This is a genomic window from Bacillus sp. PS237, from assembly GCF_037963345.1.
Lineage (GTDB): Bacteria > Bacillota > Bacilli > Bacillales > Bacillaceae > Bacillus > Bacillus subtilis.
The window spans coordinates 792,647-819,226 of the sequence record NZ_CP150156.1; the positions used below are offsets into that span (position 1 = coordinate 792,647).

The 26,580-nt window shown below is 44.4% G+C and carries 26 protein-coding genes; 17 read left to right on the forward strand and 9 right to left on the reverse strand.

All coding sequences use genetic code 11. The features are described from left to right. The first annotated feature begins 100 nt into the window (after positions 1 to 100). From NST22_RS04045 to NST22_RS04060, 4 genes are all read left to right on the forward strand, one after another. Positions 101 to 547 (forward strand): YfmQ family protein, encoded by a 447-nt coding sequence (locus NST22_RS04045; RefSeq protein ID WP_003243426.1) that lies wholly within the window; start codon positions 101 to 103, stop codon positions 545 to 547. A gap of 124 nt (positions 548 to 671) precedes the next feature. Further along, a complete protein-coding gene (locus NST22_RS04050; protein ID WP_003243655.1) occupies positions 672 to 1,094 on the forward strand; it encodes a MerR family transcriptional regulator in 423 nt (140 codons plus the stop codon). A gap of 65 nt (positions 1,095 to 1,159) precedes the next feature. Further along, positions 1,160 to 2,350 (forward strand): MFS transporter, encoded by a 1,191-nt coding sequence (locus tag NST22_RS04055; RefSeq protein ID WP_003233759.1) that lies wholly within the window; start codon positions 1,160 to 1,162, stop codon positions 2,348 to 2,350. 290 nt (positions 2,351 to 2,640) lie between these two features. Beyond that, positions 2,641 to 2,796, forward strand: a complete 156-nt coding sequence (locus NST22_RS04060; RefSeq protein ID WP_010886440.1) for a hypothetical protein — start codon at positions 2,641 to 2,643, stop codon at positions 2,794 to 2,796. A 119-nt stretch (positions 2,797 to 2,915) separates the two neighbouring features. Here NST22_RS04060 and NST22_RS04065 read toward each other — a convergent pair whose 3' ends face one another. Next, positions 2,916 to 4,472, reverse strand: coding sequence for an ABC-F family ATP-binding cassette domain-containing protein (locus tag NST22_RS04065; RefSeq protein ID WP_003233752.1), 1,557 nt, complete (start codon positions 4,470 to 4,472; stop codon positions 2,916 to 2,918). Between the two features lie 172 nt (positions 4,473 to 4,644). Here NST22_RS04065 and NST22_RS04070 point away from each other — a divergent pair, with 172 nt between their 5' ends. Both NST22_RS04070 and NST22_RS04075 read left to right on the forward strand, forming a co-directional pair. Then, entirely contained in the window at positions 4,645 to 5,775 is a 1,131-nt protein-coding gene (locus tag NST22_RS04070) for a DEAD/DEAH box helicase (protein ID WP_003233750.1), read from the forward strand. Positions 5,776 to 5,842: 67 nt separating this feature from the next. Further along, complete coding sequence (locus tag NST22_RS04075) at positions 5,843 to 6,289, forward strand: GNAT family N-acetyltransferase (RefSeq protein ID WP_003243349.1); 447 nt, start codon at positions 5,843 to 5,845, stop codon at positions 6,287 to 6,289. 52 nt (positions 6,290 to 6,341) lie between these two features. Here NST22_RS04075 and NST22_RS04080 read toward each other — a convergent pair whose 3' ends face one another. Continuing rightward, positions 6,342 to 7,361: an NADP-dependent oxidoreductase gene (locus tag NST22_RS04080; RefSeq protein ID WP_003242607.1), complete on the reverse strand. Its 1,020-nt coding sequence runs from the start codon at positions 7,359 to 7,361 to the stop codon at positions 6,342 to 6,344. A gap of 481 nt (positions 7,362 to 7,842) precedes the next feature. After that, positions 7,843 to 9,063, reverse strand: coding sequence for an MFS transporter (locus NST22_RS04085; RefSeq protein WP_003233743.1), 1,221 nt, complete (start codon positions 9,061 to 9,063; stop codon positions 7,843 to 7,845). Between the two features lie 335 nt (positions 9,064 to 9,398). Between NST22_RS04085 and NST22_RS04090 the strand changes: the two genes are divergently transcribed. Then, a complete protein-coding gene (locus NST22_RS04090) occupies positions 9,399 to 10,862 on the forward strand; it encodes a formylglycine-generating enzyme family protein (RefSeq protein ID WP_003244287.1) in 1,464 nt (487 codons plus the stop codon). A gap of 572 nt (positions 10,863 to 11,434) precedes the next feature. Here the strand turns inward: NST22_RS04090 and yfmF are convergent. The 5 genes from yfmF to NST22_RS04115 all read right to left on the reverse strand — a co-directional run bounded on the left by yfmF (position 11,435) and on the right by NST22_RS04115 (position 15,743). Beyond that, the gene (yfmF, locus tag NST22_RS04095) at positions 11,435 to 12,235 is read right to left on the reverse strand and encodes a Fe(3+)-citrate ABC transporter ATP-binding protein YfmF (protein WP_003233737.1); all 801 of its coding nucleotides are present in this window, start codon (positions 12,233 to 12,235) and stop codon (positions 11,435 to 11,437) included. A 12-nt stretch (positions 12,236 to 12,247) separates the two neighbouring features. Then, positions 12,248 to 13,249, reverse strand: coding sequence for a Fe(3+)-citrate ABC transporter permease YfmE (gene yfmE / locus NST22_RS04100; protein WP_003243506.1), 1,002 nt, complete (start codon positions 13,247 to 13,249; stop codon positions 12,248 to 12,250). Then, positions 13,246 to 14,247, reverse strand: coding sequence for a Fe(3+) dicitrate ABC transporter permease FecD (gene fecD / locus NST22_RS04105; protein ID WP_003243835.1), 1,002 nt, complete (start codon positions 14,245 to 14,247; stop codon positions 13,246 to 13,248). Before fecD ends, yfmE begins: the two co-directional genes overlap by 4 nt. Before the next feature lie 71 nt (positions 14,248 to 14,318). Beyond that, positions 14,319 to 15,266: a Fe(3+)-citrate ABC transporter substrate-binding protein YfmC gene (gene yfmC / locus NST22_RS04110; RefSeq protein ID WP_003243996.1), complete on the reverse strand. Its 948-nt coding sequence runs from the start codon at positions 15,264 to 15,266 to the stop codon at positions 14,319 to 14,321. Between the two features lie 108 nt (positions 15,267 to 15,374). Continuing rightward, complete coding sequence (locus NST22_RS04115; protein WP_003233730.1) at positions 15,375 to 15,743, reverse strand: YfmB family protein; 369 nt, start codon at positions 15,741 to 15,743, stop codon at positions 15,375 to 15,377. Between the two features lie 243 nt (positions 15,744 to 15,986). On the opposite strand from NST22_RS04115, the gene NST22_RS04120 reads away from it, so the two are divergent. From NST22_RS04120 to nosA, 10 genes are all read left to right on the forward strand, one after another. Then, entirely contained in the window at positions 15,987 to 16,334 is a 348-nt protein-coding gene (locus NST22_RS04120; RefSeq protein ID WP_003233729.1) for a general stress protein, read from the forward strand. 190 nt (positions 16,335 to 16,524) lie between these two features. Beyond that, a complete protein-coding gene (locus NST22_RS04125; RefSeq protein ID WP_003244025.1) occupies positions 16,525 to 17,787 on the forward strand; it encodes a pectate lyase in 1,263 nt (420 codons plus the stop codon). 126 nt (positions 17,788 to 17,913) lie between these two features. Then, positions 17,914 to 19,350 carry an anion permease gene (locus NST22_RS04130; RefSeq protein WP_003233725.1) on the forward strand — a complete coding sequence of 479 codons (1,437 nt, stop codon included), beginning with the start codon at positions 17,914 to 17,916 and terminating at the stop codon, positions 19,348 to 19,350. Positions 19,351 to 19,476: 126 nt separating this feature from the next. Continuing rightward, positions 19,477 to 21,105 carry a two-component sensor histidine kinase CitS gene (gene yflR / locus NST22_RS04135; RefSeq protein ID WP_003242967.1) on the forward strand — a complete coding sequence of 543 codons (1,629 nt, stop codon included), beginning with the start codon at positions 19,477 to 19,479 and terminating at the stop codon, positions 21,103 to 21,105. Further along, the gene (gene citT / locus NST22_RS04140; RefSeq protein ID WP_003242754.1) at positions 21,077 to 21,757 is read left to right on the forward strand and encodes a two-component response regulator CitT; all 681 of its coding nucleotides are present in this window, start codon (positions 21,077 to 21,079) and stop codon (positions 21,755 to 21,757) included. Before yflR ends, citT begins: the two co-directional genes overlap by 29 nt. Positions 21,758 to 21,759: 2 nt before the next feature. Continuing rightward, on the forward strand, positions 21,760 to 22,719 hold the full coding sequence (locus NST22_RS04145) for a tripartite tricarboxylate transporter substrate binding protein (protein ID WP_003242528.1): 960 nt from the start codon (positions 21,760 to 21,762) through the stop codon (positions 22,717 to 22,719). A 26-nt stretch (positions 22,720 to 22,745) separates the two neighbouring features. After that, entirely contained in the window at positions 22,746 to 22,871 is a 126-nt protein-coding gene (locus NST22_RS04150; RefSeq protein ID WP_003233716.1) for a hypothetical protein, read from the forward strand. 43 nt (positions 22,872 to 22,914) lie between these two features. After that, a complete protein-coding gene (gene citM, locus NST22_RS04155) occupies positions 22,915 to 24,216 on the forward strand; it encodes a citrate transporter CitM (protein WP_003242978.1) in 1,302 nt (433 codons plus the stop codon). 55 nt (positions 24,217 to 24,271) lie between these two features. Beyond that, positions 24,272 to 25,066, forward strand: coding sequence for an MBL fold metallo-hydrolase (locus tag NST22_RS04160; protein ID WP_009966790.1), 795 nt, complete (start codon positions 24,272 to 24,274; stop codon positions 25,064 to 25,066). 118 nt (positions 25,067 to 25,184) lie between these two features. Continuing rightward, the gene (nosA, locus tag NST22_RS04165) at positions 25,185 to 26,276 is read left to right on the forward strand and encodes a nitric oxide synthase (RefSeq protein WP_003243309.1); all 1,092 of its coding nucleotides are present in this window, start codon (positions 25,185 to 25,187) and stop codon (positions 26,274 to 26,276) included. Here the strand turns inward: nosA and NST22_RS04170 are convergent. Next, entirely contained in the window at positions 26,267 to 26,542 is a 276-nt protein-coding gene (locus tag NST22_RS04170) for an acylphosphatase (RefSeq protein WP_003243829.1), read from the reverse strand. The genes nosA and NST22_RS04170 overlap by 10 nt on opposite strands. Between the last annotated feature and the right edge of the window lie 38 nt (positions 26,543 to 26,580).

Consider the following 26,580-nt stretch of genomic DNA (forward strand, 5'->3'; position numbering starts at 1 on the left):
CGCTTTTTTTCACATAATGGACAAAAACGAACCGGCCTGCTTATGTTAGGATAAAGTTGTGTGTCAGCGGCACATGGAAAACTAACGGAGATGATGAAGTATGACATGGGCGATCGTGATGTTAATTCTCATGAGTCTGGTGAAAATCGTATTAACCTGTCTTCCTACAGGCGTCATAGAATGGCTGCTCGGCAAATTTGAAGTGCACGCCAAGCTGAGTGACGAAAATGCGAGTCTCTCTCTAGATGGAAAACGCCTCGAGGGTGCAGAGAAGCAGAAAGTGATTGATCAATTTAACGAAGCTATCTTCCTGGAAAAATATTATATCTATCCAGGTGATGAAGAGCGTTATTTACATCCGGAAAACGGCGGCACGCCTCTGGTGATAGATACAAAAAAAGGAAAAAAAGACGTGAAGCTGTTCGTGTACCGCTACGACGACCATATCGACGTCGTGAAACAGTACAAGAAGAAAGTGATCGCGTATCGAGTGCTTTCTGAAAGCCTTCAAAAAGAGTCTCTGTCAGTGGCGGGAAGTTTAGCTTAAACAGGAAAGTGAAAGACGGGTGCTGTATGCTGCTCGTCTTTTTTATTGTTTTTTAAAACTTAACGTTTACGTTAAGGTTCAAAAGGTGTATAATGGTAACAGAAACGGCGAAGGGGGATTTACCTTGGAATGGATGAAGATTGATCAAGTGGCCAAAAGAAGCGGGCTGACAAAGCGGACCATCCGGTTTTATGAAGAAATCGGCTTGATTCCGGCGCCGAAACGGACAGACGGCGGTGTAAGGCTTTATTCAGAGGATGATATGGAGGAGCTTGAGAAAGTCATCAGCACAAAAGAGGTGCTCGGTTTTTCCCTTCAGGAGCTTCAGCATTTCATGGAAACCAGCCGCCAGCTAGAGTTAAACAAAGAGGGGTATTTGTTGTCACTGGATCCTAAGGAACGGAAAGAAAAACTGGAGGAAATTCAGGAAACCCTGAATCACCAGCTGGATTTGATTGATGAGAAAATCCGCACATTCCAAAGCTTTAAAGAACGCCTGCAGGGCATGAAAGGCAAAGCGGAACGCGCCATTCAATCAATCGAATGAAAAGTTTGTTAAACGCTATTTTTGTAGCGTTTCTTTTAATGGAATAAAGATGGAGGTTAGGTCAAATGGATAAGACAACACAAGTGAATCAGAAAACGGGTTTGCTCAGCCAGCCAAAAGCGGTATGGGCTGTCGCGTTTGCCTGTGTGATTTCTTTTATGGGAATCGGGCTGGTCGATCCAATTCTTCCGGCCATTGCCGCACAATTGCATGCTTCACCTAGTGAAGTATCACTCTTGTTTACAAGTTATTTGCTTGTAACCGGATTTATGATGTTTTTCTCAGGAGCCATTTCCAGCCGCATCGGCGCGAAATGGACATTAATTCTCGGACTTATTTTTATTATTGTGTTTGCGGGGCTTGGCGGCAGCTCAAGCTCAATCGCTCAGTTAGTCGGCTATCGCGGCGGCTGGGGATTAGGGAATGCTTTGTTTATTTCAACAGCGCTTGCGGTCATCGTTGGCGTGTCAGTCGGCGGCAGCGCCCAAGCGATTATTTTGTATGAGGCCGCGCTCGGTCTCGGGATTTCTGTCGGGCCGCTTGCAGGCGGAGAGCTCGGAAGCATTTCATGGCGCGCACCGTTTTTTGGAGTATCTGTCCTGATGTTTATTGCGTTAATCGCGATTTCTTTCATGCTTCCGAAGCTGCCGAAACCGGCGAAACGCGTCGGTGTGTTTGATGCGATGAAGGCACTCAAATATAAAGGCCTGCTGACAATGGCGGTATCGGCATTCCTATACAACTTTGGATTTTTTATTTTGCTAGCTTATTCTCCGTTCGTACTGGATTTAGATGAACACGGTCTTGGATATGTCTTCTTCGGCTGGGGCCTTCTGCTGGCGATTACGTCAGTCTTTACGGCGCCGCTCGTGCACAAAGCGCTGGGCACAGTGCGTTCGCTAGTCGTTCTCTTTATCGCCTTTGCGGCCATTCTCGTTATTATGGGGATCTGGACAGACCATCAGACTTTGATTATTACATGTATCGTTGTCGCTGGTGCTGTCCTCGGTATGGTGAATACGATCATGACAACCGCTGTGATGGGTTCTGCGCCGGTTGAACGTTCAATCGCGTCTTCAGCCTACAGCTCAGTCCGCTTCATCGGCGGCGCGCTCGCCCCGTGGATTGCAGGAATGCTGTCAGAACACTTTACTGCAAGCACACCATATACAGTAGGCGGAATCGTCGTTTTTGTCGGCATGCTTGTCCTTCTCATGGGACGTAAACATCTTGCTGGAATTAAGGCGGGGCATTAATAACGAAAGACACTGCGCATATGCAGTGTCTTTTTATTCGTTATAATGCATCATAATCGAATTGGTGCAGGAAAGGACAACCTTTATGACACAATTTTACTATTTTCCGGCTGAAAACTCCCTTTAGAAACCGGTTTTTTCGGTCAGCAAGAACGGCGTTCGCGGAAAGGGCATCCGCTTCGGTCAGGCATTGATGCGGCTGGGATTTATCTTGCAGAAGCTGAGAATGTGTCCGTTCATTTACGATTGCCATTTCAGTGATGGTTCATGCTGTAGAGGGGACGTTTGCCATGGATAAGGCAAAACCTGACGAATATGATCAGAAATGTTTAGAAACGCTCTATCAATACATACACAGCGTCATGAAAAACAGCTTTTCTCGGTCGAGTGGTTTACCGCTTGGGAAGATGAGGAGGATTTTGAGCTGTCTGCCAAAAGAGAGCTGACACTTGATGAATTCACATCTCCATTGCAGCTCATTTTAAAAGACAGAGAGCTTTTGAGAATCGTTCAGAAAAAATGGCAGTAAAAAACCCGCCCTTTAGCAGGCGGGTTTTTTTATAAATTAAAGCACTTTCGTCGTCCAAGACTCGCAGTTCCACGTTTCTGTCGCAATATCCATATAAAAGTCTGGCTCGTGGGAAATGAGCAGAATGGAGCCTTTATATTCTTTCAGGGCGCGCTTGAGCTCTTCCTTGGCATCGGCATCCAAGTGGTTTGTCGGCTCATCGAGCACCAGCAGGTTTGTTTCTGAGTTGATTAGCTTGCACAATCTGACTTTCGCTTTTTCGCCTCCGCTTAATACGGAGACGCGGCTTTCGATATGCTTTGTCGTCAGCCCGCATTTTGCCAGAGCGGCACGGATTTCATACTGCGTATAAGAAGGGAATTCGCTCCATACTTCTTCGATGCACGTATTGTTGTTTGTTTCCTTGACCTCTTGCTCGAAATAGCCGGTATAGATGTGCTCACCGCGTTCAACAGAGCCTTCGAGCGGCTGGATTTCACCAAGCAAACTTTTCAGCAATGTCGTTTTTCCGATCCCATTCGCGCCGTAAAGGGCGATTTTTTGGCCGCGCTCCATGCGGAGGTTGAGCGGACGGGACAGCGGGGAATCGTAACCGATCACGAGATCCTTCGTTTCAAAAATCAGCTTGCCTGACGTTCTCGCCGGCTTAAAGTGGAATTCCGGCTTTGGCTTTTCTGCCGCAAGCTCGATCATATCCATCTTATCGAGTTTCTTTTGGCGGGACATCGCCATGTTTCTCGTGCTGACACGCGCTTTGTTGCGGGCGACGAAATCCTTCAGCTCCGCGACTTCCTGCTGCTGCTTTTTGTAGGCCGCTTCAAGCTGCTGTTTTTTCACCTCGTAGACTTCCATAAACTGATGGTAGTCGCCGACATAACGTGTCAGCTCTTGATTTTCAACGTGATAAATCAGGTTGATGACACTATTCAAGAACGGAATATCGTGGGAAATCAGGATGAACGCGTTCTCGTATTCCTGCAGGTAGCGTTTCAGCCATTCAATATGCTGTTCATCAAGATAGTTGGTCGGCTCATCGAGAAGCAGAATTTCCGGCTTTTCAAGGAGAAGCTTAGCGAGAAGGACCTTTGTGCGCTGTCCGCCGCTCAAATCGGTGACATCTCGCTCTAAACCGATATCGCTCAAACCGAGACCGCGGGCGATTTCTTCCACCTTGGAATCAATGACATAAAAATCATTGTTTGTCAGCGCGTCTTGAATGACGCCGACTTCTTCAAGCAGCTTCTCGAGCTCGTCGGGATCAGCCTCGCCCATTTTGTTGTAAATCTCGTTCATTTCCTCTTCCATCGCAAATAAATAATGGAATGCGTCTTTCAGGACGTCGCGAATGGATTTTCCTTTTTCCAGCACGGTATGCTGATCAAGGTATCCGACACGGACATTTTTTGACCATTCGACTTTTCCCTCATCAGGTTCAAGCTTTCCGGTAATAATATTCATGAAGGTTGATTTTCCTTCACCGTTTGCGCCGATCAAGCCGACGTGCTCGCCTTTTAACAGGCGGAAGGAAACGTTATTAAAAATGGCCCGGTCCCCGAAACCGTGGCTTAAATCCTTTACAGATAAAATACTCATGTTTACACCTCTATCGTTATCAAACACGCACAATCGGCGTGTAATATTCACCCTTTTGATTATAAAGGAGGATTCGGAATGTTGAAAGGTATAGGAAAGAAAAAGAAAAATTGCGTTCCGGGCGAGGTTTTGAGATACTATGGAATAGATTTCAGGAATTGAGGAGAACAAAATGACGCAAACTTGGCCATTTTTACATAATGCACAATCATTTATACAAGAGAATTGGAATGCTTCCGGCTTTCAAAAGCCAACCCCTGTTCAGGAGCAGGCAGCCCAGCTGATCATGGACGGAAAGGATGTCATTGCAGAATCGCCGACAGGCACAGGGAAGACGCTGGCGTATGCGCTGCCGGTCTTGGAGCGGATCAAACCAGAGCAAAAGCATCCGCAGGCGGTGATTTTAGCGCCTTCCCGTGAGCTGGTCATGCAGATTTTTCAGGTGATTCAGGATTGGAAAGCGGGCTCAGAGCTGCGCGCGGCTTCCTTAATCGGCGGGGCGAATGTGAAGAAACAGGTCGAAAAGCTGAAGAAACATCCGCATATCATCGTCGGCACGCCAGGCAGGGTGTTTGAACTGATTAAAGCGAAGAAACTCAAAATGCATGAAGTGAAAACGATCGTGCTTGATGAAACGGATCAGCTCGTCCTGCCGGAGCATCGCGAAACGATGAAGCAAATCATTAAAACAACATTAAGAGACCGCCAGCTTCTATGTTTTTCTGCCACGCTCAAAAAGGAAACAGAGGACGTGCTCCGCGAATTGGCGCAAGAGCCTGAGGTGTTGAAGGTGCAGCGAAGCAAGGCGGAGGCAGGGAAAGTGAAGCATCAATACCTGATTTGCGACCAGCGCGACAAAGTGAAGCTGCTGCAAAAGCTGTCAAGGCTTGAAGGCATGCAGGCACTCGTATTTGTGAGAGACATTGGCAACCTGAGTGTATATGCGGAAAAACTGGCATATCACCACGTTGAACTCGGCGTTTTGCACAGTGAAGCGAAAAAAATGGAGCGAGCGAAAATCATTGCCACATTCGAAGACGGAGAGTTTCCTCTTTTATTGGCGACTGACATTGCCGCACGCGGTTTAGATATTGAAAACCTGCCATACGTGATTCATGCTGATATTCCAGATGAAGATGGCTATGTCCACAGATCAGGACGAACAGGCCGGGCCGGAAAAGAAGGCAACGTGCTGAGCCTTGTGACAAAATTGGAGGAATCTAAGCTGAAAAAAATGGCGAAGAAGCTTGGTGTTGAGCTGAGTGAAGCTGTGTATGCAGGCGGAAAACTGAAGACGAAATAAAAAGAAGGGCGAAGAGCCCTTTTTTTGTTGTAAAATAATAGAAAAGATTTTGCGCGGAGGTGGGAAAATGGCTTCAATAGACAGGTTTCAAGTAATGCAGGAGCCAGAGCTGAAAATCCTTGAACACTGGTTTGAGAATGAGGATACCAGACGGAGAATGGATGGGATGCTGCTATTAGATGAGTGGTATGCACGAGTAAATAAAGATAAACACGATACTGTCATCATGGCGTATGATGGACAGCTGCCGGCAGGGATGGTCGTTATTGAGTTCGGAGAGGAGCGGACATATATTGGATTGATCGTCAATCCTTTGTACCGGCTTAAAGGGTATGGAAAACAGATACTGCAAAAGCTGATGACCGAACCTGATTTTACTAGCGTGCGAGAATGGGTGGCATGCATTGAAGAAGACAATCGAATCAGTTTAGCTTGCTTTCAAGCAGCAGGATTCACTTTAGAAGACACGGAACCTGATGAAGATGGTTTTCTTACGCTGATTCTTCGCAACTGATCTCATCGAAACACAAAAGGAGGGCAAAAAGCCCTCCCGTTTTCATCTTCATTCAGCTCGGATCACTGACCTTGATCAGCTGTTTCCCTTTATTTTCTCCCTTAAATAAACCGAGAAACGCGTCAGGAATGTTTTCGAAGCCTTCTGTGATGGTTTCCTCGTAATGGAGTTTACCAGCCTTCAGCCATTCTGCCAGCTGTTTTGCTCCCTCAGAAAAACGATCGGAGTAGTCGCTTACGATAAAGCCTTGCATCAGCGACTTCGTTTTAATGAGTTTTGATTGGACACGAGGGCCCATGTCATCTGCTTCGCTTTCTGCGTTATAGGAAGAAATGGCGCCGCACACCGGAATGCGGGCAAATTCATTGAGCAGATTCATCACCGCGTCTGAAATCGGTCCGCCGACATTGTCAAAATACACATCGACACCGTCAGGACAAGCGTTTTGAAGCGCTTTTTGGATATCATCCGCTGTTTTGTAATTGATGGCTTCGTCAAACTGAAGCTCCTGTTTTAAATAGTCGATTTTTTCATCAGAGCCCGCGATGCCGACGACTCGCGCGCCTTTGATTTTGGCAATTTGCCCGACTGTTGAACCGACGGCTCCGGCAGCTCCTGAGACAACCACGGTTTCGCCTTCCTTCGGGCGTCCGATGTCCAGCAATCCGAAGTATGCTGTTAAGCCGGTCATTCCCAAAATGCCGAGATAGGCCGAAGCGGGAGCAAGGCTTGTATCAATTTTTCGCAAGGCAGACTCGCTCACAGCGGAAAATTCCTGCCAGCTGAGATTTCCGATGACGATATCGCCTTTTTTCAGATGATTCCCGTCTGACACAACTTCAGCGATAACCCCTCCAGAAAGCGCTTTATCCAAGGCGAACGGCTCAACATATGACTTCGTATCCTGCATACGGCCGCGCATATAAGGGTCAACCGATACATAAAGCGTTTTGACAAGCACTTCCCCTTGCTTGGGTTCAGGAACCGGAATGGTTTCAAAGCGAAAGTCTTCATGAACAGGAATACCTTGTGGACGTCTTGCTAATTGAATTTGCTGCTGAGATGCTGTCATTTTCATCCTCCTATCACTTGGTTGACACCACTGTAACATGGACAGGAGAGGAAATACAAAAGGTAAGCTGGCATACAAAAAAGGTTATAGATGAGCTTATGCTTTCTACAAGCTCTTTTGTTTTAAAAGTTCTCTTTAGTCATTTATCATTATTAGAAAACAGAACAGAAAAAGAGCTCCTGTACACCTAGCTAAGATTGGCTAGTGTGTATGTCGATTCTTTTTCATATTCTTGCAAGCATCTGCGAGGGGGAGCTTAGTCGTTCACATTTTGCTTTCGCATCAATCTGCAATAGCAAAGTCTATGCGATTTTTTTACATCAGCAAAGATTTGTTCAATTTTTTCCTTTTATGCCGAGTTTTTCTGAAACAGATAATTGATGGTACTCAACCATTTTCTTTTGGTCAATAAAGTAATGTTTACTTATTAATTAAACACGCGAAAAAGCAAACGAAAACATAATTAAATTTTATATATTTATTAAAAGCTTATATGTTTATTTACCTTTTTTTTGAATTGTAATTGAGAAAATCCATATATTGCGGACACTAATAAAAGAATACCTGCTGAAACATAAACTAAACGAACTCCAAGGAAATCTGAAATAGCCCCTATAGCCAGAATTGAAAACATAAAAATGAACTGTACTAAAGAAGACCTTGCAGACATTATATTAATTCGAGTTTGCTCGGTTGTTATGTTCTGAATAAGTGTTTCTTGTGTAAGATCTCTTAATATATAAGCCGGCCCCATAAAGAGAACCAAAATTAGAGCTAAGTATGAATTACTTATAAAACCATATATTAAAGTTAAACTTCCATATGAGACAGCGCCAATTAACATAAAATTAATTAACTTATTTTGAAATCTCTCCGACAGCTTATATATTATAAATCCCCCTATCATCGAACCTAAATAATATGCTCCATTAATAAATCCCCACCATGATTCTCCTTTATGCAAGACTTCGTTAACGAAAGCTAAAGAGACAGATCCTATCCAAATCATTCCTGCCCATGACTCAATTAAATCCATAATAATAATTGTTCTAAGTTTCTTTTGGCTAAATAAATACCGCCAACCACTTACTATACTCTTATTGGGAGAATTTTTTTCACGTATGACAGAATTAGCGTGGCCATGTGGTAGACAAAATAAAAGAGAAAGAAGAGATGTAAACAACAAAAAGATAGTAAGTATAATGGTATATCCCTCACCTAAAAATGCAATTATGAGACCACCTAAAGACCAGCCTACAAATTGAAAAGTTTGGTCCACTGTAGATAATAATCCATTTGCTTTTACTCTTCTATCAGGAGAGATTATTTCCCCTATAATTGCACTTTTTAAAGGTGAGAACCATCCATTAAAAAAGGAAATACAGCTAATAATAATAAAGACTAAAATGAGAGTTTGATTAGAGTAAGTTCTTAATAAAGCATAGAACAAACATATTAATAACAGCATTTGTATCAATTGAGAAATAATTATTGTAAGAGGCAGTTTTAATCGAATTGTTATTAACGGTAATATAGCACTTCCAAAAATACGAAAAATAATACTTATTAATGTCACCATAGAGGCGATGGTTGTCGAATTGGTCATTTTAAACAAAAACGAAATCACTACCATAGTATATAGAGAAAAACCTAAATTTGTAGTGGTCTGGCTAAATAAAATAGAATAATAACCTTTACTCATATGTATCCTCCCTTGGAATAATTTTTCTCGGTAAAGAGCTTAAACATATTTAAACACCTTAAAACAACAAAAGTAAAGAAAAAATTTCCTTGTAAACTATTTACTTTTATTCTATTTATTGTTATTGTTTATTTAAGTTCTCTGACTATTCTATCAATATTCAGGGAACCACATATCTTATTAAAGGGGGGAAAACCATGAGAAAATTAAGAAAAAACTGGAGAAAATCGATTGTTAGCCCGGTTCTTTATACTAATGAAAAATGGTAAACACTTAGGGAATAGCATTTAATGCTATTCCTTATTTCAACAAACAAATCGGGAGGTTATCGTAATTTGACTCTATTAATGCAAGATCATAAATCAATTTACAATAAAGATATAGAAATATTAATTGAAGTTGAAGAACTTATTACTTCTGTTCCAGAAAATAAAAAAAATGATTTTAAGAGTTTAATCGATAATAGAATTATGACTCTACTAAATAAAATTCAACACCCTGTAGCAGCGGAAAATGTGTTTGGGATGTGTATTGCTTATCCGAATACTTACATAAGGTATAGATTAATTGATTTCGTTGAAAAATGGGTACCTTATTTCTCTGCTGTAGAAACTATAATCAATCTAACCCAGGATCCGGATGATTTAGTTTCTTTTAAAGCTATGGATGTCTGTGCAAATCATAAAATTGAAGAATCTGTAGCATATTTGTCTTCGATTATTGATGATGTCCGGGAGAGTATAAGCTACCCTAAAAAACCTGTGGGATTAGGGGCCCAAAAAGTATTAAGTACATTATTAGATATATTCGGTGTTGAAAAACATGAAGAGCTAGTAATGCTAAAAAATTATTTTGATCAAAATGGTATACTTCCTAATAACTTTGACTTTGAAGAAAAAATTCCTCAAAGTCTAATAGAGGAATTCGAAAAAACAGAAGAAGATGGGATGATTTTAATTCCGGGTGGCTTTTTTGAATTCGGTTTAAATGAAAATGAAATTCCTGACAAAACATTTAATTGGAAAGATGCTGTTCCTAGACAAAAAGTATGGTTACCTCCATTTTTTATCGATAAGTATCCTGTTACAAATAAAGATTATGATATCTTTACCGAGTTCATAGAGGAAAATGGGCATATATTCTGTCATCCTAATGAACCGCAGAATAAACAACATAGAAGAAATACATATTGGGATGATAGGTATTTAGATAATCATCCCGTTACAGGTATAGATTTTTATGATGCATTTGCTTACGCAAGATATAAGGGGAAAGAATTGCCAACCGAGTTTCAATGGGAAAAAGCTGCTCGAGGCGAAAAGGGTAATGTCTGGCCTTGGGGAGATAAATTTGATCCTGCAAAGGTTCAATATGCTGGAAGTCTTTATAATGAACCCATTACTTCTTTAAAGTCCTGGAGAGAAAATTTATTAAAAGCTCATGCTGATAAAGAATTAAATCATTTAACAAGTGATATTTTTGAACAAAATGGTGAAAGTCCCTATGGAGTATGCGGTATGATCGGCGGAACATGGGAGTGGACTAGAAGTGAGCTTAAAACAAAGAGAGCTTTCCACCCTATTTTTGAGAATGTACCATTTAATAGTGTTAACTCATTTGCCGTTCTTAAAGGAGGATCATTCTTCTCTCATCCAGGCTTAATGTTCCCTTCTTTTAGAGCAAAAGATATTCCTTTCTGTCGACACAATGAAATGGGGATTAGATGCGTAAAGAATATTCCAGTATATAAAATTAGAGAATCAATTAATGGGCCAATTACTAATAAAGCAATTTATTAATCATTCTAGGTTAGAGACTTGATAAAAGTATACTAACATTGTGTAGTAATGTTCAGCTTGTAGAAAAAACAATGTTTTTTCTACAAGATTTTATTTTAAATGCTTTTCAAAATTATCAGGGATTGAGAATCAGAAAAAGAGCCATTAAGCTCGATCTTAGCTAGGTATTACGATCTTCTGTATATTATTGTGAGAAATATAGAAGATTCAGTTAGTTAGCATTTCGATTTTAAGCTGAGCCTGCAATAGCAAAGCATCTGTTTTGATTATTCTTTTTCTGATACATAAGCTAATTTTGTCGCTTTTCTTTTTTGTCTTTTCACGCATTTCGAGGATGACTTACTATAATTCTTTCAGCTTTTCTATGTGTTAAGATTCGAATAGATGAAATAACTTTAACAAGTTGGTCAATAAGAACAGATTTAACTTTATGTTAAAAGAGTATCTCGTATAGAACATAAGAAGAATGACGAGTTTTTTAAGATTATCATCAATTATGTGAGAATAAAATATTATAAGGGAAAATGAAGGCTGTCACGTTTCTCGACAGCCCTAGGGAATTCCTCTCCTTTTCATTTCGCCCGTAATTTCGGGCACAGTCCCGTCGGCAGGCACATTGGCTTCTGGTCGATCGGGCTTCTCATGATGCAGCATTCCAAGCCGAAGACTTCACGGAAAAATGGCTGGGTGAACACATCTTCCGGTGTTCCGGCGTTGTATATTTTTCCGTCCAGCACACTGATCAGATAGTCAGCATATTGAGCGGCTTGGTTTAAATCATGGAGCACCATGACAACGGTGCGGCCATGGTCGCGGTTCAGCTTTTTCAGCAGTTCAAGCACTTCAATCTGATGTGAGATGTCTAAATACGTGGTCGGCTCATCAAGCAAAAGCAAATCAGTGCCTTGCGCAAGTGCCATGGAAATCCAGGCTCTTTGTCTTTGGCCGCCTGAGAGGGCATCAAGTGTCCGATCCTTCAGTTCAATCATGCCCGTTGCTTCCAGCGCCCACTCTACCATGTCATGATCCTCTTGGGTATGCTTGGATAACAGCTTTTTGTGAGGATGTCTGCCAAAATAGCATAATTCCTCTACCGTCAATCCTTCAGGAGCCTGAGGAGATTGTGGAAGAATGGCCAGTTTTTTTGCGACTTCTTTTGATGGCTGGCGGTGGATGTCTTTTCCTTCTAGTAGCACTGTACCGCTTTTTGGGGCCATCAGCCTGGCGAGCGATTTGAGGATTGTTGATTTACCGCAGCCATTAGCGCCGATGAGCGCAGTGATTTTTCCTTCTTCTATCTTTAAGTCGACTCCGTCAATAATCACTGTACTGTCATATGAAAGAGTGAGCTGGTCTGCAGCCAGTTTTCCCATGGTATCCTCTCCCTACTGTTTCCTCGCTTCGAATTTCAATAAATATAAGAAATAAGGCGCGCCGATCACGGCTGTCAGTATTCCGGCAGGTATTTCAACCGGAGGCATGATGCCGCGCCCTAACGTATCTGCAATTAATAATATAATAGCACCAATCAATGCCGATGCAGGCAGTAAATATTTAGCTTTTTCTCCGGTAAGCCGTCTGGCGATATGCGGAGCAAGCAAGCCGATAAAACCGATTGAGCCGACGACGGCTACACAGCTTCCCGCCAGCGCCACCGCGGTGAAAATCAGGATGAATCTCAGCCGGTTTGCGTTTTCTCCGAGACCCTGTGCAAGCTCATCCCCGAGTGACATAAGATCCAGCTTCGGTATGAGTATGCAGACGATCGGAAAAAGAATCAAAAGCCATGGCGCAAGCAGCTTGACTTCTTCCCAGTTTCTTCCCCAGAGGCTTCCTGTCAGCCAAATGAGTGCAGCATTCACGTCGCCTGGAAACTTGACCATCATATATTGCATTCCGGCGTGGCAGACCGCGCCTAAAGCAATGCCTGATAAAGCCAGTGAAGAGGGCTGAATGCTCTTTTTTCGGGCTATCATTAATAATAGTACAGCAATAATGGCGGCTCCGGCAAATGCGGAGAACGGAAGCACGTATACCGGCGACTCAGGAAAGATGAGAATCACAGCCATCGCCGCAAGTCCGGAGCCTTTTGAAATGCCGACAACGTCCGGGGAAGCGAGCGGATTTCGGATCACACCCTGTAAAATCGCTCCGGCAGCGGCAAGTCCAGCACCTGCCAAAATCGCTAATATAATGCGGGGAAGGCGATATTGCTGGATGATAAATTCAAAGGAATGATCCAGTCCCAGCAGATTCGTCACTACCGCATCAGGTGAAATGTATAATGCACCGATTCCAATGCTGATGACGGACAGAACGATTAAAATCACGGCCAATATGAGTATCGCCAGTAAGGGGCGTTTTTGTTTTCTGGTTGTTTTCTTCATTTCAGGTTTCGCCCTTTCCTTGCCAAATATAAGAAAAACGGCGTTCCGATAATCGCGGTGACAATGCCGACCGGTGATTCATAAGGAAATGCAATCCATCTGGCCAGAACATCTGCGTACACCAGCAAAATGGCACCGAACAGTGCCGAAAACGGAAGCACGTATTGATAATGTTCTCCGATCAGCTTGCGGACAATATGCGGGACGAGCAGCCCGACAAAGCCAATCGGCCCGGCGACGGCTACGGAAGCGCCGGAAAGAATTAAAATAATCAAACTGATCAGAATCCTGATGCCGTTCATATTTTGTCCAAGCCCTTTTGCTGTTTCGTCTCCGAGACCGAGAACAGAAACAGAACCGGAAAATACGAGGGCAAGCCCGATGCCAATGACAGAAAAAGGAGCGATGGTTATGACGTCCTGCCAGTTGCTGCCGTCGATTGCGCCTGTCATCCAGTACAGAACATCCTCACCTGACTCATTTAAAATAATGATGGCCTGTGTCATAGAGGAGAGGAACAAGTGCACGGCCATTCCTGACAGCGCCAGCTTGACAGGCGTCATTCCGCCGGATGAGGCAATCATATACACAATCGCGCCGCCTGCTGCCGCACCCGCAAAAGCGAATATAACAGATGAATAGGGCGATGCCGGCAGAATGACGAGAGAAGCAACAACAAAAAGCGATGCACCCGCATTCACACCGAAAATTTGGGGTGAAGCCAGAGGATTTCTGGTCATAGCCTGCATCAGCGCCCCTGCTACAGCTAGGCTGGCGCCGACAAAAACGCCGATTAATGTGCGGGGAAGGCGAAGAGTAGAGATGATGAGCTGTTCCTTTGAACCGTCCCATACAAAAAGATATTTCAATGAATCTATGATGCTGATGTCTGAGGCTCCTACTGAAAGATTCAGCCCAAGCCCAAATATAAAAATAATCAGTGCAATGATAAACATCATCAGTCTTGATGATGAGCGCCGTTTGGCTGAATGATACAACAGTCTCACTTCCTTACTGCGTCTGGTTGCAAAAACGAAGAAGCAAGGATTCCCCTCGCTTCTCATTTGTCCTATTTATTATACACTTTTTTAAGCACATCTTTGGCGCTTGTTTCACTAGACTTGATGCCTCTGAATCTTGTCCAAGTGTCACGGTCCGCATCATAGACTTGTCCATTTTTCACCGCTTTGAGATTTTTCCAGAGCGGGTTCGTTTTCCACTCATCTACAATGGTTTTGCCTTCGTTGGCTGAGATGAACAAAATATCAGGATCGATTTTGCTCAATTGCTCAAGGCTGACCTCTTGATAGGCGTTATCTGACTTCACAGCGTGTGTAAAGCCTAGCATTTTAAAGATTTCTCCGTCATAGGATGATGATGTATGAAGCTGGAAGGAATCCGCTCTTGCAACGCCGAGAACGATGTTGCGGTTTTCATCTTTCGGAAGTTCGGCTTTTAGATCGTTGATGACTTTTTTGTGCTCGGCAAGCTTTTCTTTTCCTTCATCTTCTTTATTTAATGCTTTAGCAATGGTCGTAAAGCTGTCGATCGTTTCGTCATATGTCGCTTCACGGCTTTTTAATTCAATCGTCGGGGCGATTTTTTTCAGCTGTTTATAAATGTTTTTATGGCGCTCAGCGTCAGCGATGATTAAATCAGGCTTCAAGGAACTGATGACCTCAAGATTGGGTTCGCTGCGTGTGCCTACAGATGTGTAATCAATGGAGCTGCCGACAAGCTTTTTAATCATATCTTTTTTGTTGTCATCTGCGATGCCCACCGGCGTAATGCCGAGATTGTGAACGGCATCCAAGAATGAAAGCTCAAGCACAACCACCCGCTTAGGTGTGCCGCTTACTGTCGTTTTTCCTTCTTCGTCATGGATCACTCTGGAATCCTTAGACTCGCTTTTGCCGCTTCCGTTGTTATTCTGGCTTGATGAACAGCCGGATACAATGAGGCAGGCGAGCAATAAAACACTCATGATGGCAATCAACTTGTTAGAATAGGTGCGCATGTCATTCTTCCTTTTTTCAGATTTAGTAATGAGAATCATTATCACATGTAACACTATAATAGCATGGCTTATCATGTCAATATTTTTTTAGTAAAGAAAGCTGCGTTTTTACTGCTTTCTCATGAAAGCATCATCAGACACAAATAAGTGGTATGCAGCGTTACCGTGTCTTCGAGACAAAAACGCATGGGCGTTGGCTTTAGAGGTTTCGAACATATCAGCAGTGACATAAGGAAGGAGAGTGCTGAGATAACCGGACAATTTCTTTTCTATTTCATCTGTTAGTGCAAATTCAATGTCGCCGATATTCATGATAATCGAGAAAACAAAGTCGATATCGATATGAAAATGTTCCTCGGCAAAAACCGCAAGCTCGTGAATTCCTGGTGAACATCCGGCACGCTTATGGAAAATCTGTTTGACTAAATCACTCACAATCCAAGCATTGTATTGCTGTTCTGGTGAAAAGTATTGCATTAGACATACCTCCTGCTCGTACGGATAAAGGCAGCGTTTCATGGTCGTGTGCTCCGTGCAGCGGCTTCTCCTTAATTTTGATTTTTCTGAAAATAGGTCCCGTTCCTATCACTTTACCATGGACGGAAAACAAATAGCTACTACCATTCCTCCTGTTTTTCTCTTCAATGTTCTGGAATCTGTTTCAGGTACAGACGATCGGGTATGAAAGAAATATAGAAAACATGAAGGAGGAATATCGACATGAAACCAGTTGTAAAAGAGTATACAAATGACGAACAGCTCATGAAAGATGTAGAGGAATTGCAGAAAATGGGTGTTGCGAAAGAGGATGTATACGTCTTAGCTCACGACGATGACAGAACGGAACGCCTGGCTGACAACACGAACGCCAACACGATCGGAGCCAAAGAAACAGGTTTCAAGCACGCGGTGGGAAATATCTTCAATAAAAAAGGAGACGAGCTCCGCAATAAAATTCACGAAATCGGTTTTTCTGAAGATGAAGCCGCTCAATTTGAAAAACGCTTAGATGAAGGAAAAGTGCTTCTCTTTGTGACAGATAACGAAAAAGTGAAAGCTTGGGCATAAAGCAAGGAAAAAACCAAAAGGCCAATGTCGGCCTTTTGGTTTTTTTGCGGTCTTTGCGGTGGGATTTTGCAGAATGCCGCAATAGGATAGCGGAACATTTTCGGTTCTGAATGTCCCTCAATTTGCTATTATATTTTTGTGATAAATTGGAATAAAATCTCACAAAATAGAAAATGGGGGTACATAGTGGATGAAAAAAGTGATGTTAGCTACGGCTTTGTTTTTAGGATTGACTCCAGCTGGCGCGAACGCAGCTGATTTAGGCCACCAGACGTTGGGATCCAATGATGGCTGGGGCGCGTACTCGACCGGCACGACAGGCGGATCAAAAGCATCCTCCTCAAATGTGTATACCGTCAGCAACAGAAACCAGCTTGTCTCGGCATTAGGGAAGGAAACGAACACAACGCCAAAAATCATTTATATCAAGGGAACGATTGACATGAACGTGGATGACAATCTGAAGCCGCTTGGCCTAAATGACTATAAAGATCCGGAGTATGATTTGGACAAATATTTGAAAGCCTATGATCCTAGCACATGGGGCAAAAAAGAGCCGTCGGGAACACAAGAAGAAGCGAGAGCACGCTCTCAGAAAAACCAAAAAGCACGGGTCATGGTGGATATCCCTGCAAACACGACGATCGTCGGTTCAGGGACTAACGCTAAAGTCGTGGGAGGAAACTTCCAAATCAAGAGTGATAACGTCATTATTCGCAACATTGAATTCCAGGATGCCTATGACTATTTTCCGCAATGGGATCCGACTGACGGAAGCTCAGGGAACTGGAACTCACAATACGACAACATCACGATAAACGGCGGCACACACATCTGGATTGATCACTGTACATTTAATGACGGTTCGCGTCCGGACAGCACATCACCGAAATATTATGGAAGAAAATATCAGCACCATGACGGCCAAACGGATGCTTCCAACGGTGCTAACTATATCACGATGTCCTACAACTATTATCACGATCATGATAAAAGCTCCATTTTCGGATCAAGTGACAGCAAAACCTCCGATGACGGCAAATTAAAAATTACGCTGCATCATAACCGCTATAAAAATATTGTCCAGCGCGCGCCGAGAGTCCGCTTCGGGCAAGTGCACGTATACAACAACTATTATGAAGGAAGCACAAGCTCTTCAAGTTATCCTTTTAGCTATGCATGGGGAATCGGAAAGTCATCTAAAATCTATGCCCAAAACAATGTCATTGACGTACCGGGACTGTCAGCTGCTAAAACGATCAGCGTATTCAGCGGGGGAACGGCTTTATATGACTCCGGCACGTTGCTGAACGGCACACAGATCAACGCATCGGCTGCAAACGGGCTGAGCTCTTCTGTCGGCTGGACGCCGTCTCTGCATGGATCGATTGATGCTTCTGCTAATGTGAAATCAAATGTTATAAATCAAGCGGGTGCGGGTAAATTAAATTAAGAAAGTGAAAAACACAAAGGGTGCTAACCTTTGTGTTTTTTAATTAATTAAAATGTTTATTAACTTAGTTAAGGAGTAGAATGGAAAAGGGGATCGGAAAACAAGTATATAGGAGGAGACCTATTTATGGCTTCAGAAAAAGACGCAGGAAAACAGTCAGCAGTAAAGCTTGTTCCATTGCTTATTACTGTCGCTGTGGGACTAATCATCTGGTTTATTCCCGCTCCGTCCGGACTTGAACCTAAAGCTTGGCATTTGTTTGCGATTTTTGTCGCAACAATTATCGGCTTTATCTCCAAGCCCTTGCCAATGGGTGCAATTGCAATTTTTGCATTGGCGGTTACTGCACTAACTGGAACACTATCAATTGAGGATACATTAAGCGGATTCGGGAATAAGACCATTTGGCTTATCGTTATCGCATTCTTTATTTCCCGGGGATTTATCAAAACCGGTCTCGGTGCGAGAATTTCGTATGTATTCGTTCAGAAATTCGGAAAAAAAACCCTTGGACTTTCTTATTCACTGCTATTCAGTGATTTAATACTTTCACCTGCTATTCCAAGTAATACGGCGCGTGCAGGAGGCATTATATTTCCTATTATCAGATCATTATCCGAAACATTCGGATCAAGCCCGGCAAATGGAACAGAGAGAAAAATCGGTGCATTCTTATTAAAAACCGGTTTTCAGGGGAATCTGATCACATCTGCTATGTTCCTGACAGCGATGGCGGCGAACCCGCTGATTGCCAAGCTGGCCCATGATGTCGCAGGGGTGGACTTAACATGGACAAGCTGGGCAATTGCCGCGATTGTACCGGGACTTGTAAGCTTAATCATCACGCCGCTTGTGATTTACAAACTGTATCCGCCGGAAATCAAAGAAACACCGGATGCGGCGAAAATCGCAACAGAAAAACTGAAAGAAATGGGACCGTTCAAAAAATCGGAGCTTTCCATGGTTATCGTGTTTCTTTTGGTGCTTGTGCTGTGGATTTTTGGCGGCAGCTTCAACATCGACGCTACCACAACCGCATTGATCGGTTTGGCCGTTCTCTTATTATCACAAGTTCTGACTTGGGATGATATCAAGAAAGAACAGGGCGCTTGGGATACGCTCACTTGGTTTGCGGCGCTTGTCATGCTCGCCAACTTCTTGAATGAATTAGGCATGGTGTCTTGGTTCAGTAATGCCATGAAATCATCCGTATCAGGGTTCTCTTGGATTGTGGCATTCATCATTTTAATTGTTGTGTATTATTACTCTCACTATTTCTTTGCAAGTGCGACAGCCCACATCAGTGCGATGTATTCAGCATTTTTGGCTGTCGTCGTGGCAGCGGGCGCACCGCCGCTTTTAGCAGCGCTGAGCCTCGCGTTCATCAGCAACCTGTTCGGGTCAACGACTCACTACGGTTCTGGAGCGGCTCCGGTCTTCTTCGGAGCAGGCTACATCCCGCAAGGCAAATGGTGGTCCATCGGATTTATCCTGTCGATTGTTCATATCATCGTATGGCTTGTGATCGGCGGATTATGGTGGAAAGTACTAGGAATATGGTAGAAAGAAAAAGGCAGACGCGGTCTGCCTTTTTTTATTTTCACTCCTTCGTAAGAAAATGGATTTTGAAAAATGAGAAAATTCCCTGTGAAAAATGGTATGATCTAGGTAGAAAGGACGGCTGGTGCTGTGGTGAAAAAGCGGTTCCATTTTTCCCTGCAAACAAAAATAATGGGGCTGATTGCGGCTCTGCTGGTCTTTGTCATTGGTGTGCTGACCATTACGTTAGCCGTTCAGCATACACAGGGAGAACGGAGACAGGCAGAGCAGCTGGCGGTTCAAACGGCGAGAACCATTTCCTATATGCCGCCGGTTAAAGAGCTCATTGAGAGAAAAGACGGACATGCGGCTCAGACGCAAGAGGTCATTGAACAAATGAAAGAACAGACTGGTGCGTTTGCCATTTATGTTTTGAACGAAAAAGGAGACATTCGCAGCGCCTCTGGAAAAAGCGGATTAAAGAAACTGGAGCGCAGCAGAGAAATTTTGTTTGGCGGTTCGCATGTTTCTGAAACAAAAGCGGATGGACGAAGAGTGATCAGAGGGAGCGCGCCGATTATAAAAGAACAGAAGGGATACAGCCAAGTGATCGGCAGCGTGTCTGTTGATTTTCTGCAAACGGAGACAGAGCAAAGCATCAAAAAGCATTTGAGAAATTTGAGTGTGATTGCTGTGCTTGTACTGCTGCTCGGATTTATTGGCGCCGCCGTGCTGGCGAAAAGCATCAGAAAGGATACGCTCGGGCTTGAACCGCATGAGATCGCGGCTCTATATCGTGAGAGGAACGCAATGCTTTTCGCGATTCGAGAAGGGATTATTGCCACCAATCGTGAAGGCGTCGTCACCATGATGAACGTATCGGCGGCCGAGATGCTGAAGCTGCCCGAGCCTGTGATCCATCTTCCTATAGATGACGTCATGCCGGGAGCAGGGCTGATGTCTGTGCTTGAAAAAGGAGAAATGCTGCCGAACCAGGAAGTAAGCGTCAACGATCAAGTGTTTATTATCAATACGAAAGTGATGAATCAAGGCGGGCAGGCGTATGGGATTGTCGTCAGCTTCAGGGAGAAAACAGAGCTGAAGAAGCTGATCGACACATTGACAGAGGTTCGCAAATATTCAGAGGATCTCAGGGCGCAGACTCATGAATTTTCAAATAAGCTTTATGCGATTTTAGGGCTGCTTGAGCTTGGGGAGTATGATGAAGCCATTGATCTGATTAAAGAGGAATATGCGATACAAAATGAACAGCATGATCTTTTATTCCATAACATCCATTCGCAGCAGGTGCAGGCCATTTTGTTAGGGAAAATAAGCAAGGCATCGGAAAAGAAGGTCAAGCTGGTGATTGATGAGAACAGCTCACTCGCGCCTCTTCCTGCGCATATCGGCTTGTCCCATCTTATTACGATTATTGGCAATTTAATTGATAACGCTTTCGAAGCTGTAGCGGAGCAAAGCGTGAAGGAAGTTTTGTTTTTTATCACGGATATGGGCCATGACATTGTCATTGAAGTATCAGACACAGGGCCCGGTGTGCCGCCAGAGAAAATAGAAGCTGTGTTTGAGAGAGGCTATTCTTCAAAGGGGATGAGGAGAGGCTACGGTCTGGCCAATGTGAAAGACTCAGTGCGTGAACTGGGCGGCTGGATCGAACTGGCGAATCAAAAAACTGGCGGGGCGGTATTCACTGTATTTATACCGAAGGAGAAACAAAGGGGGAATCCATTTGATTCACATCGCGATTGCGGAGGATGATTTTCGAGTTGCGCAAATCCATGAGAGATTGATTAAACAGCTTGATGGATTCAAGATTATCGGCAAGGCGGCTAACGCAAAAGAGACATTGGCGCTTTTGAAGGAACACAAGGCTGATTTGCTTCTGCTGGATATTTATATGCCGGACGAGCTTGGGACCGCGTTGATTCCTGATATACGAAGCCGATTTCCTGAAGTGGACATTATGATTATCACAGCGGCAACAGAAACCCGTCATTTGCAGGAAGCGCTAAGGGCGGGAATTGCCCACTATTTGATCAAACCCGTAACAGCTGACAAGTTCAGGCAGGTGCTGCTTCAGTATAAAGAAAAAAGGAAGCTGCTCATGTCTCAGCCGGAGGTCAGCCAATCCATGATCGACCATATTTTTGGGAACGGTGTGAAGACAGCTTTGCCGGCAGAGGATTTGCCGACTGGCATTAATTCGATTACACTGCGAAAAATTAAGGAAGCGCTTCAGACTGCGTCAGAAGGATTGACAGCGGAGGAACTTGGGGAAAAAATGGGGGCGTCACGAACAACTGCCCGCCGTTATGCCGAGTACCTTGTGTCAAAGGAAGAAGCAAGAGCCGAGCTTGAATACGGGATTATCGGCAGGCCGGAGAGAAAATATTATTTGGCGGCGGATTAGATATGAAAAAATCTATAATCCTATTGAATATTCTATTGATCTTTATGCAGGGTGATATCAGGCAGGCGGCTGCGCCGCGCCTGCCGGACGGGCCGATAGAAATTGTCGTCCCTGCCGAACCTTCTGGCGGCTGGGATGTCACAGCGCAGGCGATCCAATCAGTTTTGAGGCAGAAGCAGATCGTGAAGGATGATGTTCATATCGTCTATAAATCCGGCGGCGGGGGAGAGAAAGGCTGGAAATATGTCAACAAAAGCAGCAAACAAACCATCAGCATGACGTCCAGCCTAATATTGAGCAATGATCTTCTCGGGCAAAGCAAATTAAAAATGTCCGATTTTACGCCGCTCGCCATTCTCTCCAAGGAATGGCAGACGGTTGCATTGCCAAAAGGATCAGCGTTAACAAATGGCAAGGATGTGCTGAATGAGATCAACATGCATCCCGGCAAGGTGAGAATCGGCTTTGCCCCGGGGTTTGGCAATGATGATCAGCTCTCGTTCGTCAGAGCGGCAGATATGTACGGCATTGACCCGTTTGACATTCAATTCTCACAGTATGACAGCAGCGAACAGCTCATTCAGGCGCTGATCAGACATGAGATAGAAGCGGCTTCCATGACACTTTCTGAAGCGAAACCATATGAACGAAACGGCGATATCACGTTAGCCGCTGTAACGTCTGATAAAAGACTTCCCGGTTTTCCAAATGTACCGACGTGGAAGGAGCAGGGAATCCCGTTTGTTTTTTCTCATTGGAGAGGGATTTTGGGCCCGAAAAATATGTCTGAGGAAGAGATTTCTTACTGGGATCAAGCGCTAAAGAAGGTCACCTCCTCACCTGAATGGAAGCGGAAAATAAACGAACAGGACTGGGAAAGCTTTTATTTAAACAGCAGGGAAACGAAACGGTTTTTAGAAGAGCAATCTGCTTTTTATCAAAGCATCATGACAGGAAATTAAAATCCCGACATCCCGGGATTTTTTTCATGCCGAAAATTGATCAAAAAGAACAAAACGGTTTTAAAAAATTAAAAATACAAAAAAACCAAATTATTTACTTGCGGTTGGTTTTCCCATACGATGGCAAAAAGGCAAGACAAAAAGGGGAGTAAGGGAGAAAAAAATGTAAGCGGATTCATTTAAGGGGGAATGGATGTGTTAGCAATCTTAGGCTTTCTCATGATGCTTGTGTTTATGGCATTGATCATGACAAAACGGCTTTCTGTTTTAACAGCATTAGTTTTGACGCCGATTGTGTTTGCGCTTATCGCCGGATTTGGATTTACTGAAGTTGGGGACATGATGATTTCGGGGATTCAGCAAGTCGCGCCGACTGCGGTCATGATTATGTTTGCGATCTTATATTTTGGAATTATGATTGATACAGGCCTGTTTGATCCAATGGTTGGCAAAATTTTAAGCATGGTCAAAGGAGACCCTTTAAAAATTGTTGTCGGGACAGCGGTTCTTACAATGCTCGTCGCCTTGGACGGAGATGGCTCGACAACGTACATGATTACGACAAGCGCCATGCTTCCGCTCTATTTGCTGCTAGGCATCCGGCCAATTATCTTGGCAGGAATCGCGGGAGTCGGCATGGGAATCATGAACACGATTCCATGGGGAGGTGCGACGCCGAGGGCGGCGAGTGCGCTGGGGGTTGATCCAGCTGAGCTTACAGGGCCGATGATTCCTGTCATTGCAAGCGGGATGCTTTGTATGGTGGCAGTTGCGTATGTGCTTGGAAAAGCGGAACGAAAGCGCCTTGGTGTGATTGAACTGAAACAGCCAGCCAATGCCAATGAACCGGCTGCTGCGGTTGAAGATGAGTGGAAGCGGCCGAAGCTTTGGTGGTTCAATTTATTGTTAACGCTTTCTTTAATAGGATGTTTAGTATCGGGTAAAGTCAGTTTAACCGTACTGTTTGTCATTGCGTTTTGTATTGCGCTGATTGTGAATTATCCCAATCTCGAGCATCAGAGACAGCGCATCGCGGCGCATTCCAGCAACGTGCTGGCTATCGGTTCAATGATTTTTGCTGCGGGGGTGTTCACGGGGATTTTGACAGGCACGAAAATGGTTGATGAAATGGCGATCTCGCTCGTGTCCATGATACCGGAACAAATGGGCGGATTGATCCCGGCGATTGTTGCCTTAACAAGCGGCATTTTCACATTTTTGATGCCGAATGACGCGTATTTCTACGGGGTGCTGCCGATTTTATCAGAAACAGCTGTCGCATACGGTGTGGATAAAGTGGAAATTGCCAGAGCCTCTATTATCGGCCAGCCGATTCATATGCTGAGTCCGCTTGTGCCATCCACTCATTTGCTTGTCGGACTCGTCGGAGTTTCTATTGATGACCATCAAAAATTCGCATTGAAATGGGCGGTTCTCGCAGTGATCGTCATGACGGCTATCGCTCTATTGATCGGTGCGATCTCTATTTCCGTATGATAATTCAGGCGTAATGACACACACTAACGGCATACAACATTCCGGAGGTGTCATTATGAGTGATCCTTATATGCCGCTGACTTCAGTCAGAAGCGGAGCGGGGTTCGAAGCGGCAAAAGGGGTGCACGGCCTGACTGTGCAAATTGCGAATGTCTATTTTATTCAGCTGCCTTCTGAACCTCACTCATTTGTTTTAATTGATGCCGGCATGCCCCAATCAGCCGGCGTGATTGTCAATGAAGCCAAACAAAGATTCGGTGAAGGGTTTCAGCTGAAGGCGATTATCCTCACACACGGGCACTTTGACCATATTGGGGCAATCGAAGAGATCCTTGAGCATTGGGATGTGCCTGTTTATATCCATTCTCGGGAAATGCCTTATGTAACAGGTAAAGAGGATTATCCTCCGGCTCGTCCTGACAGCAAGAGCGGGCTGGTCGCTAAGCTGTCGCCGCTGTTTCCGCGGCACTCTATCGATATTTCCTCACATGTCCAGGCACTGCCGGAAGACGGTTCAGTTCCTTTTCTTGACGAGTGGATGTGGATCGCGACACCAGGACACACGCCGGGCCATATTTCGTTATTCCGCGATGACGGCCGCGTGCTTGTGGCAGGTGATGCTGTTATTACAGTGGAACAGGAGAAAATGGCTGACGTCTTGATACAAAAACAGGAGCTTCACGGGCCGCCGGCTTATTTCACGCCTGACACAGAGACGGCCGCTGAGTCCATTCTAAAGCTGGCCGGTCTTGAACCGGAAGCGTTATTGACCGGGCACGGCATACCGATGACCGGCAAAAACTTTCGAAGTGACTTAACTGAATTGGCAAATCGGTTATCGTCTATTTGACACCCGCACCACGCGGGTGTTTTTTATTGTTTTCCAGGAAGTTGCAGAAAAATCATTTGTCTTGCCGCTTAAAAACGATACAATGAAAAGCATGAAGTGATGTGAAGGGGAGAGTTTGTTGGAAGAAAAAGAAATACTCTGGAACGAAGCGAAAGCGTTTATTGCCGCATGCTATCAGGAATTGGGAAAGGAGGAGGAAGTGAAAGACCGTCTCGCGGACATTAAAAGTGAAATTGACCTGACCGGAAGCTATGTACATACGAAGGAAGAGCTGGAGCACGGAGCGAAAATGGCTTGGAGAAACAGCAACCGCTGCATCGGCAGATTGTTCTGGAATTCGCTGAATGTTATCGACAGACGAGACGTCCGGACGAAGGAGGAAGTGCGTGATGCCCTCTTTCACCATATTGAAACCGCCACCAATAACGGGAAAATCAGACCGACCATTACGATTTTCCCTCCGGAAGAGAAGGGTGAAAAGCAAGTCGAGATCTGGAATCATCAGCTGATCCGGTACGCTGGATATGAGTCAGACGGAGAAAGAATCGGCGACCCGGCTTCCTGTTCCCTGACAGCAGCCTGCGAAGAGCTCGGCTGGCGCGGAGAGCGAACGGATTTTGACCTGCTGCCGCTCATTTTTCGCATGAAAGGGGACGAGCAGCCTGTCTGGTATGAGCTGCCGCGTTCACTTGTGATTGAGGTTCCAATCACACATCCGGACATCGAGGCGTTTTCTGATTTGGAGCTGAAGTGGTACGGCGTGCCTATTATTTCTGATATGAAGCTTGAGGTCGGGGGCATTCATTATAATGCCGCGCCATTTAACGGCTGGTATATGGGCACGGAGATCGGAGCGAGAAACCTCGCAGATGAAAAGCGGTACGACAAGCTCAAAAAAGTAGCGTCCGTGATCGGCATCGCCGCTGATTACAATACGGATTTATGGAAGGATCAAGCGCTAGTTGAATTGAATAAAGCTGTGCTGCACTCGTATAAAAAGCAGGGTGTCAGCATCGTTGACCATCATACAGCGGCAAGCCAGTTTAAACGGTTTGAAGAACAGGAGGAAGAAGCGGGCAGAAAGCTGACGGGGGACTGGACGTGGCTGATTCCGCCAATTTCACCCGCTGCCACTCATATCTTCCACCGCTCCTATGATAACTCAATCGTTAAGCCGAACTATTTTTATCAAGATAAGCCTTATGAGTAAACAATAGAAAATCGATGATGGCCTTCAAGGCTGCGGGATTCAGTCACAGAGATGTCGGTAACCTTTGAGAAAGGGCTTCCGTTCTTTACAGCCTCAACAAACGATTGCAGGGCGTTTTCCGGACCCTCTGCCAAAATCTCGACACGCCCGTCATCACGGTTTTTGACCCAGCCGGCCAGTTTTCGCTTATCAGCTTCCATTTGAACAAAATAGCGAAAGCCCACACCTTGAACCCGGCCGTCTACAATGATTCGGTATTGAAGCATGTAAAAACCACCTTTTCTTTTTATGATAATCAATCATT

Excerpts from the sequence above, each read along its gene's own strand:
- NST22_RS04045 (WP_003243426.1), top strand. The coding sequence starts at position 101 with ATGACATGGGCGATCGTGATGTTAATTCTCATGAGTCTGGTGAAAATC.
- NST22_RS04055 (WP_003233759.1), top strand. The coding sequence starts at position 1,160 with ATGGATAAGACAACACAAGTGAATCAGAAAACGGGTTTGCTCAGCCAG.
- NST22_RS04060 (WP_010886440.1), top strand. The coding sequence starts at position 2,641 with ATGGATAAGGCAAAACCTGACGAATATGATCAGAAATGTTTAGAAACG.
- NST22_RS04065 (WP_003233752.1), bottom strand. The coding sequence starts at position 4,472 with ATGAGTATTTTATCTGTAAAGGATTTAAGCCACGGTTTCGGGGACCGG.
- NST22_RS04070 (WP_003233750.1), top strand. The coding sequence starts at position 4,645 with ATGACGCAAACTTGGCCATTTTTACATAATGCACAATCATTTATACAA.
- NST22_RS04075 (WP_003243349.1), top strand. The coding sequence starts at position 5,843 with ATGGCTTCAATAGACAGGTTTCAAGTAATGCAGGAGCCAGAGCTGAAA.
- NST22_RS04080 (WP_003242607.1), bottom strand. The coding sequence starts at position 7,361 with ATGACAGCATCTCAGCAGCAAATTCAATTAGCAAGACGTCCACAAGGT.
- NST22_RS04085 (WP_003233743.1), bottom strand. The coding sequence starts at position 9,063 with ATGAGTAAAGGTTATTATTCTATTTTATTTAGCCAGACCACTACAAAT.
- yfmF (WP_003233737.1), bottom strand. The coding sequence starts at position 12,235 with ATGGGAAAACTGGCTGCAGACCAGCTCACTCTTTCATATGACAGTACA.
- yfmE (WP_003243506.1), bottom strand. The coding sequence starts at position 13,249 with ATGAAGAAAACAACCAGAAAACAAAAACGCCCCTTACTGGCGATACTC.
- yfmC (WP_003243996.1), bottom strand. The coding sequence starts at position 15,266 with ATGCGCACCTATTCTAACAAGTTGATTGCCATCATGAGTGTTTTATTG.
- NST22_RS04115 (WP_003233730.1), bottom strand. The coding sequence starts at position 15,743 with ATGCAATACTTTTCACCAGAACAGCAATACAATGCTTGGATTGTGAGT.
- NST22_RS04120 (WP_003233729.1), top strand. The coding sequence starts at position 15,987 with ATGAAACCAGTTGTAAAAGAGTATACAAATGACGAACAGCTCATGAAA.
- NST22_RS04125 (WP_003244025.1), top strand. The coding sequence starts at position 16,525 with ATGAAAAAAGTGATGTTAGCTACGGCTTTGTTTTTAGGATTGACTCCA.
- NST22_RS04130 (WP_003233725.1), top strand. The coding sequence starts at position 17,914 with ATGGCTTCAGAAAAAGACGCAGGAAAACAGTCAGCAGTAAAGCTTGTT.
- NST22_RS04145 (WP_003242528.1), top strand. The coding sequence starts at position 21,760 with ATGAAAAAATCTATAATCCTATTGAATATTCTATTGATCTTTATGCAG.
- NST22_RS04150 (WP_003233716.1), top strand. The coding sequence starts at position 22,746 with ATGCCGAAAATTGATCAAAAAGAACAAAACGGTTTTAAAAAATTAAAA.
- NST22_RS04160 (WP_009966790.1), top strand. The coding sequence starts at position 24,272 with ATGAGTGATCCTTATATGCCGCTGACTTCAGTCAGAAGCGGAGCGGGG.
- NST22_RS04170 (WP_003243829.1), bottom strand. The coding sequence starts at position 26,542 with ATGCTTCAATACCGAATCATTGTAGACGGCCGGGTTCAAGGTGTGGGC.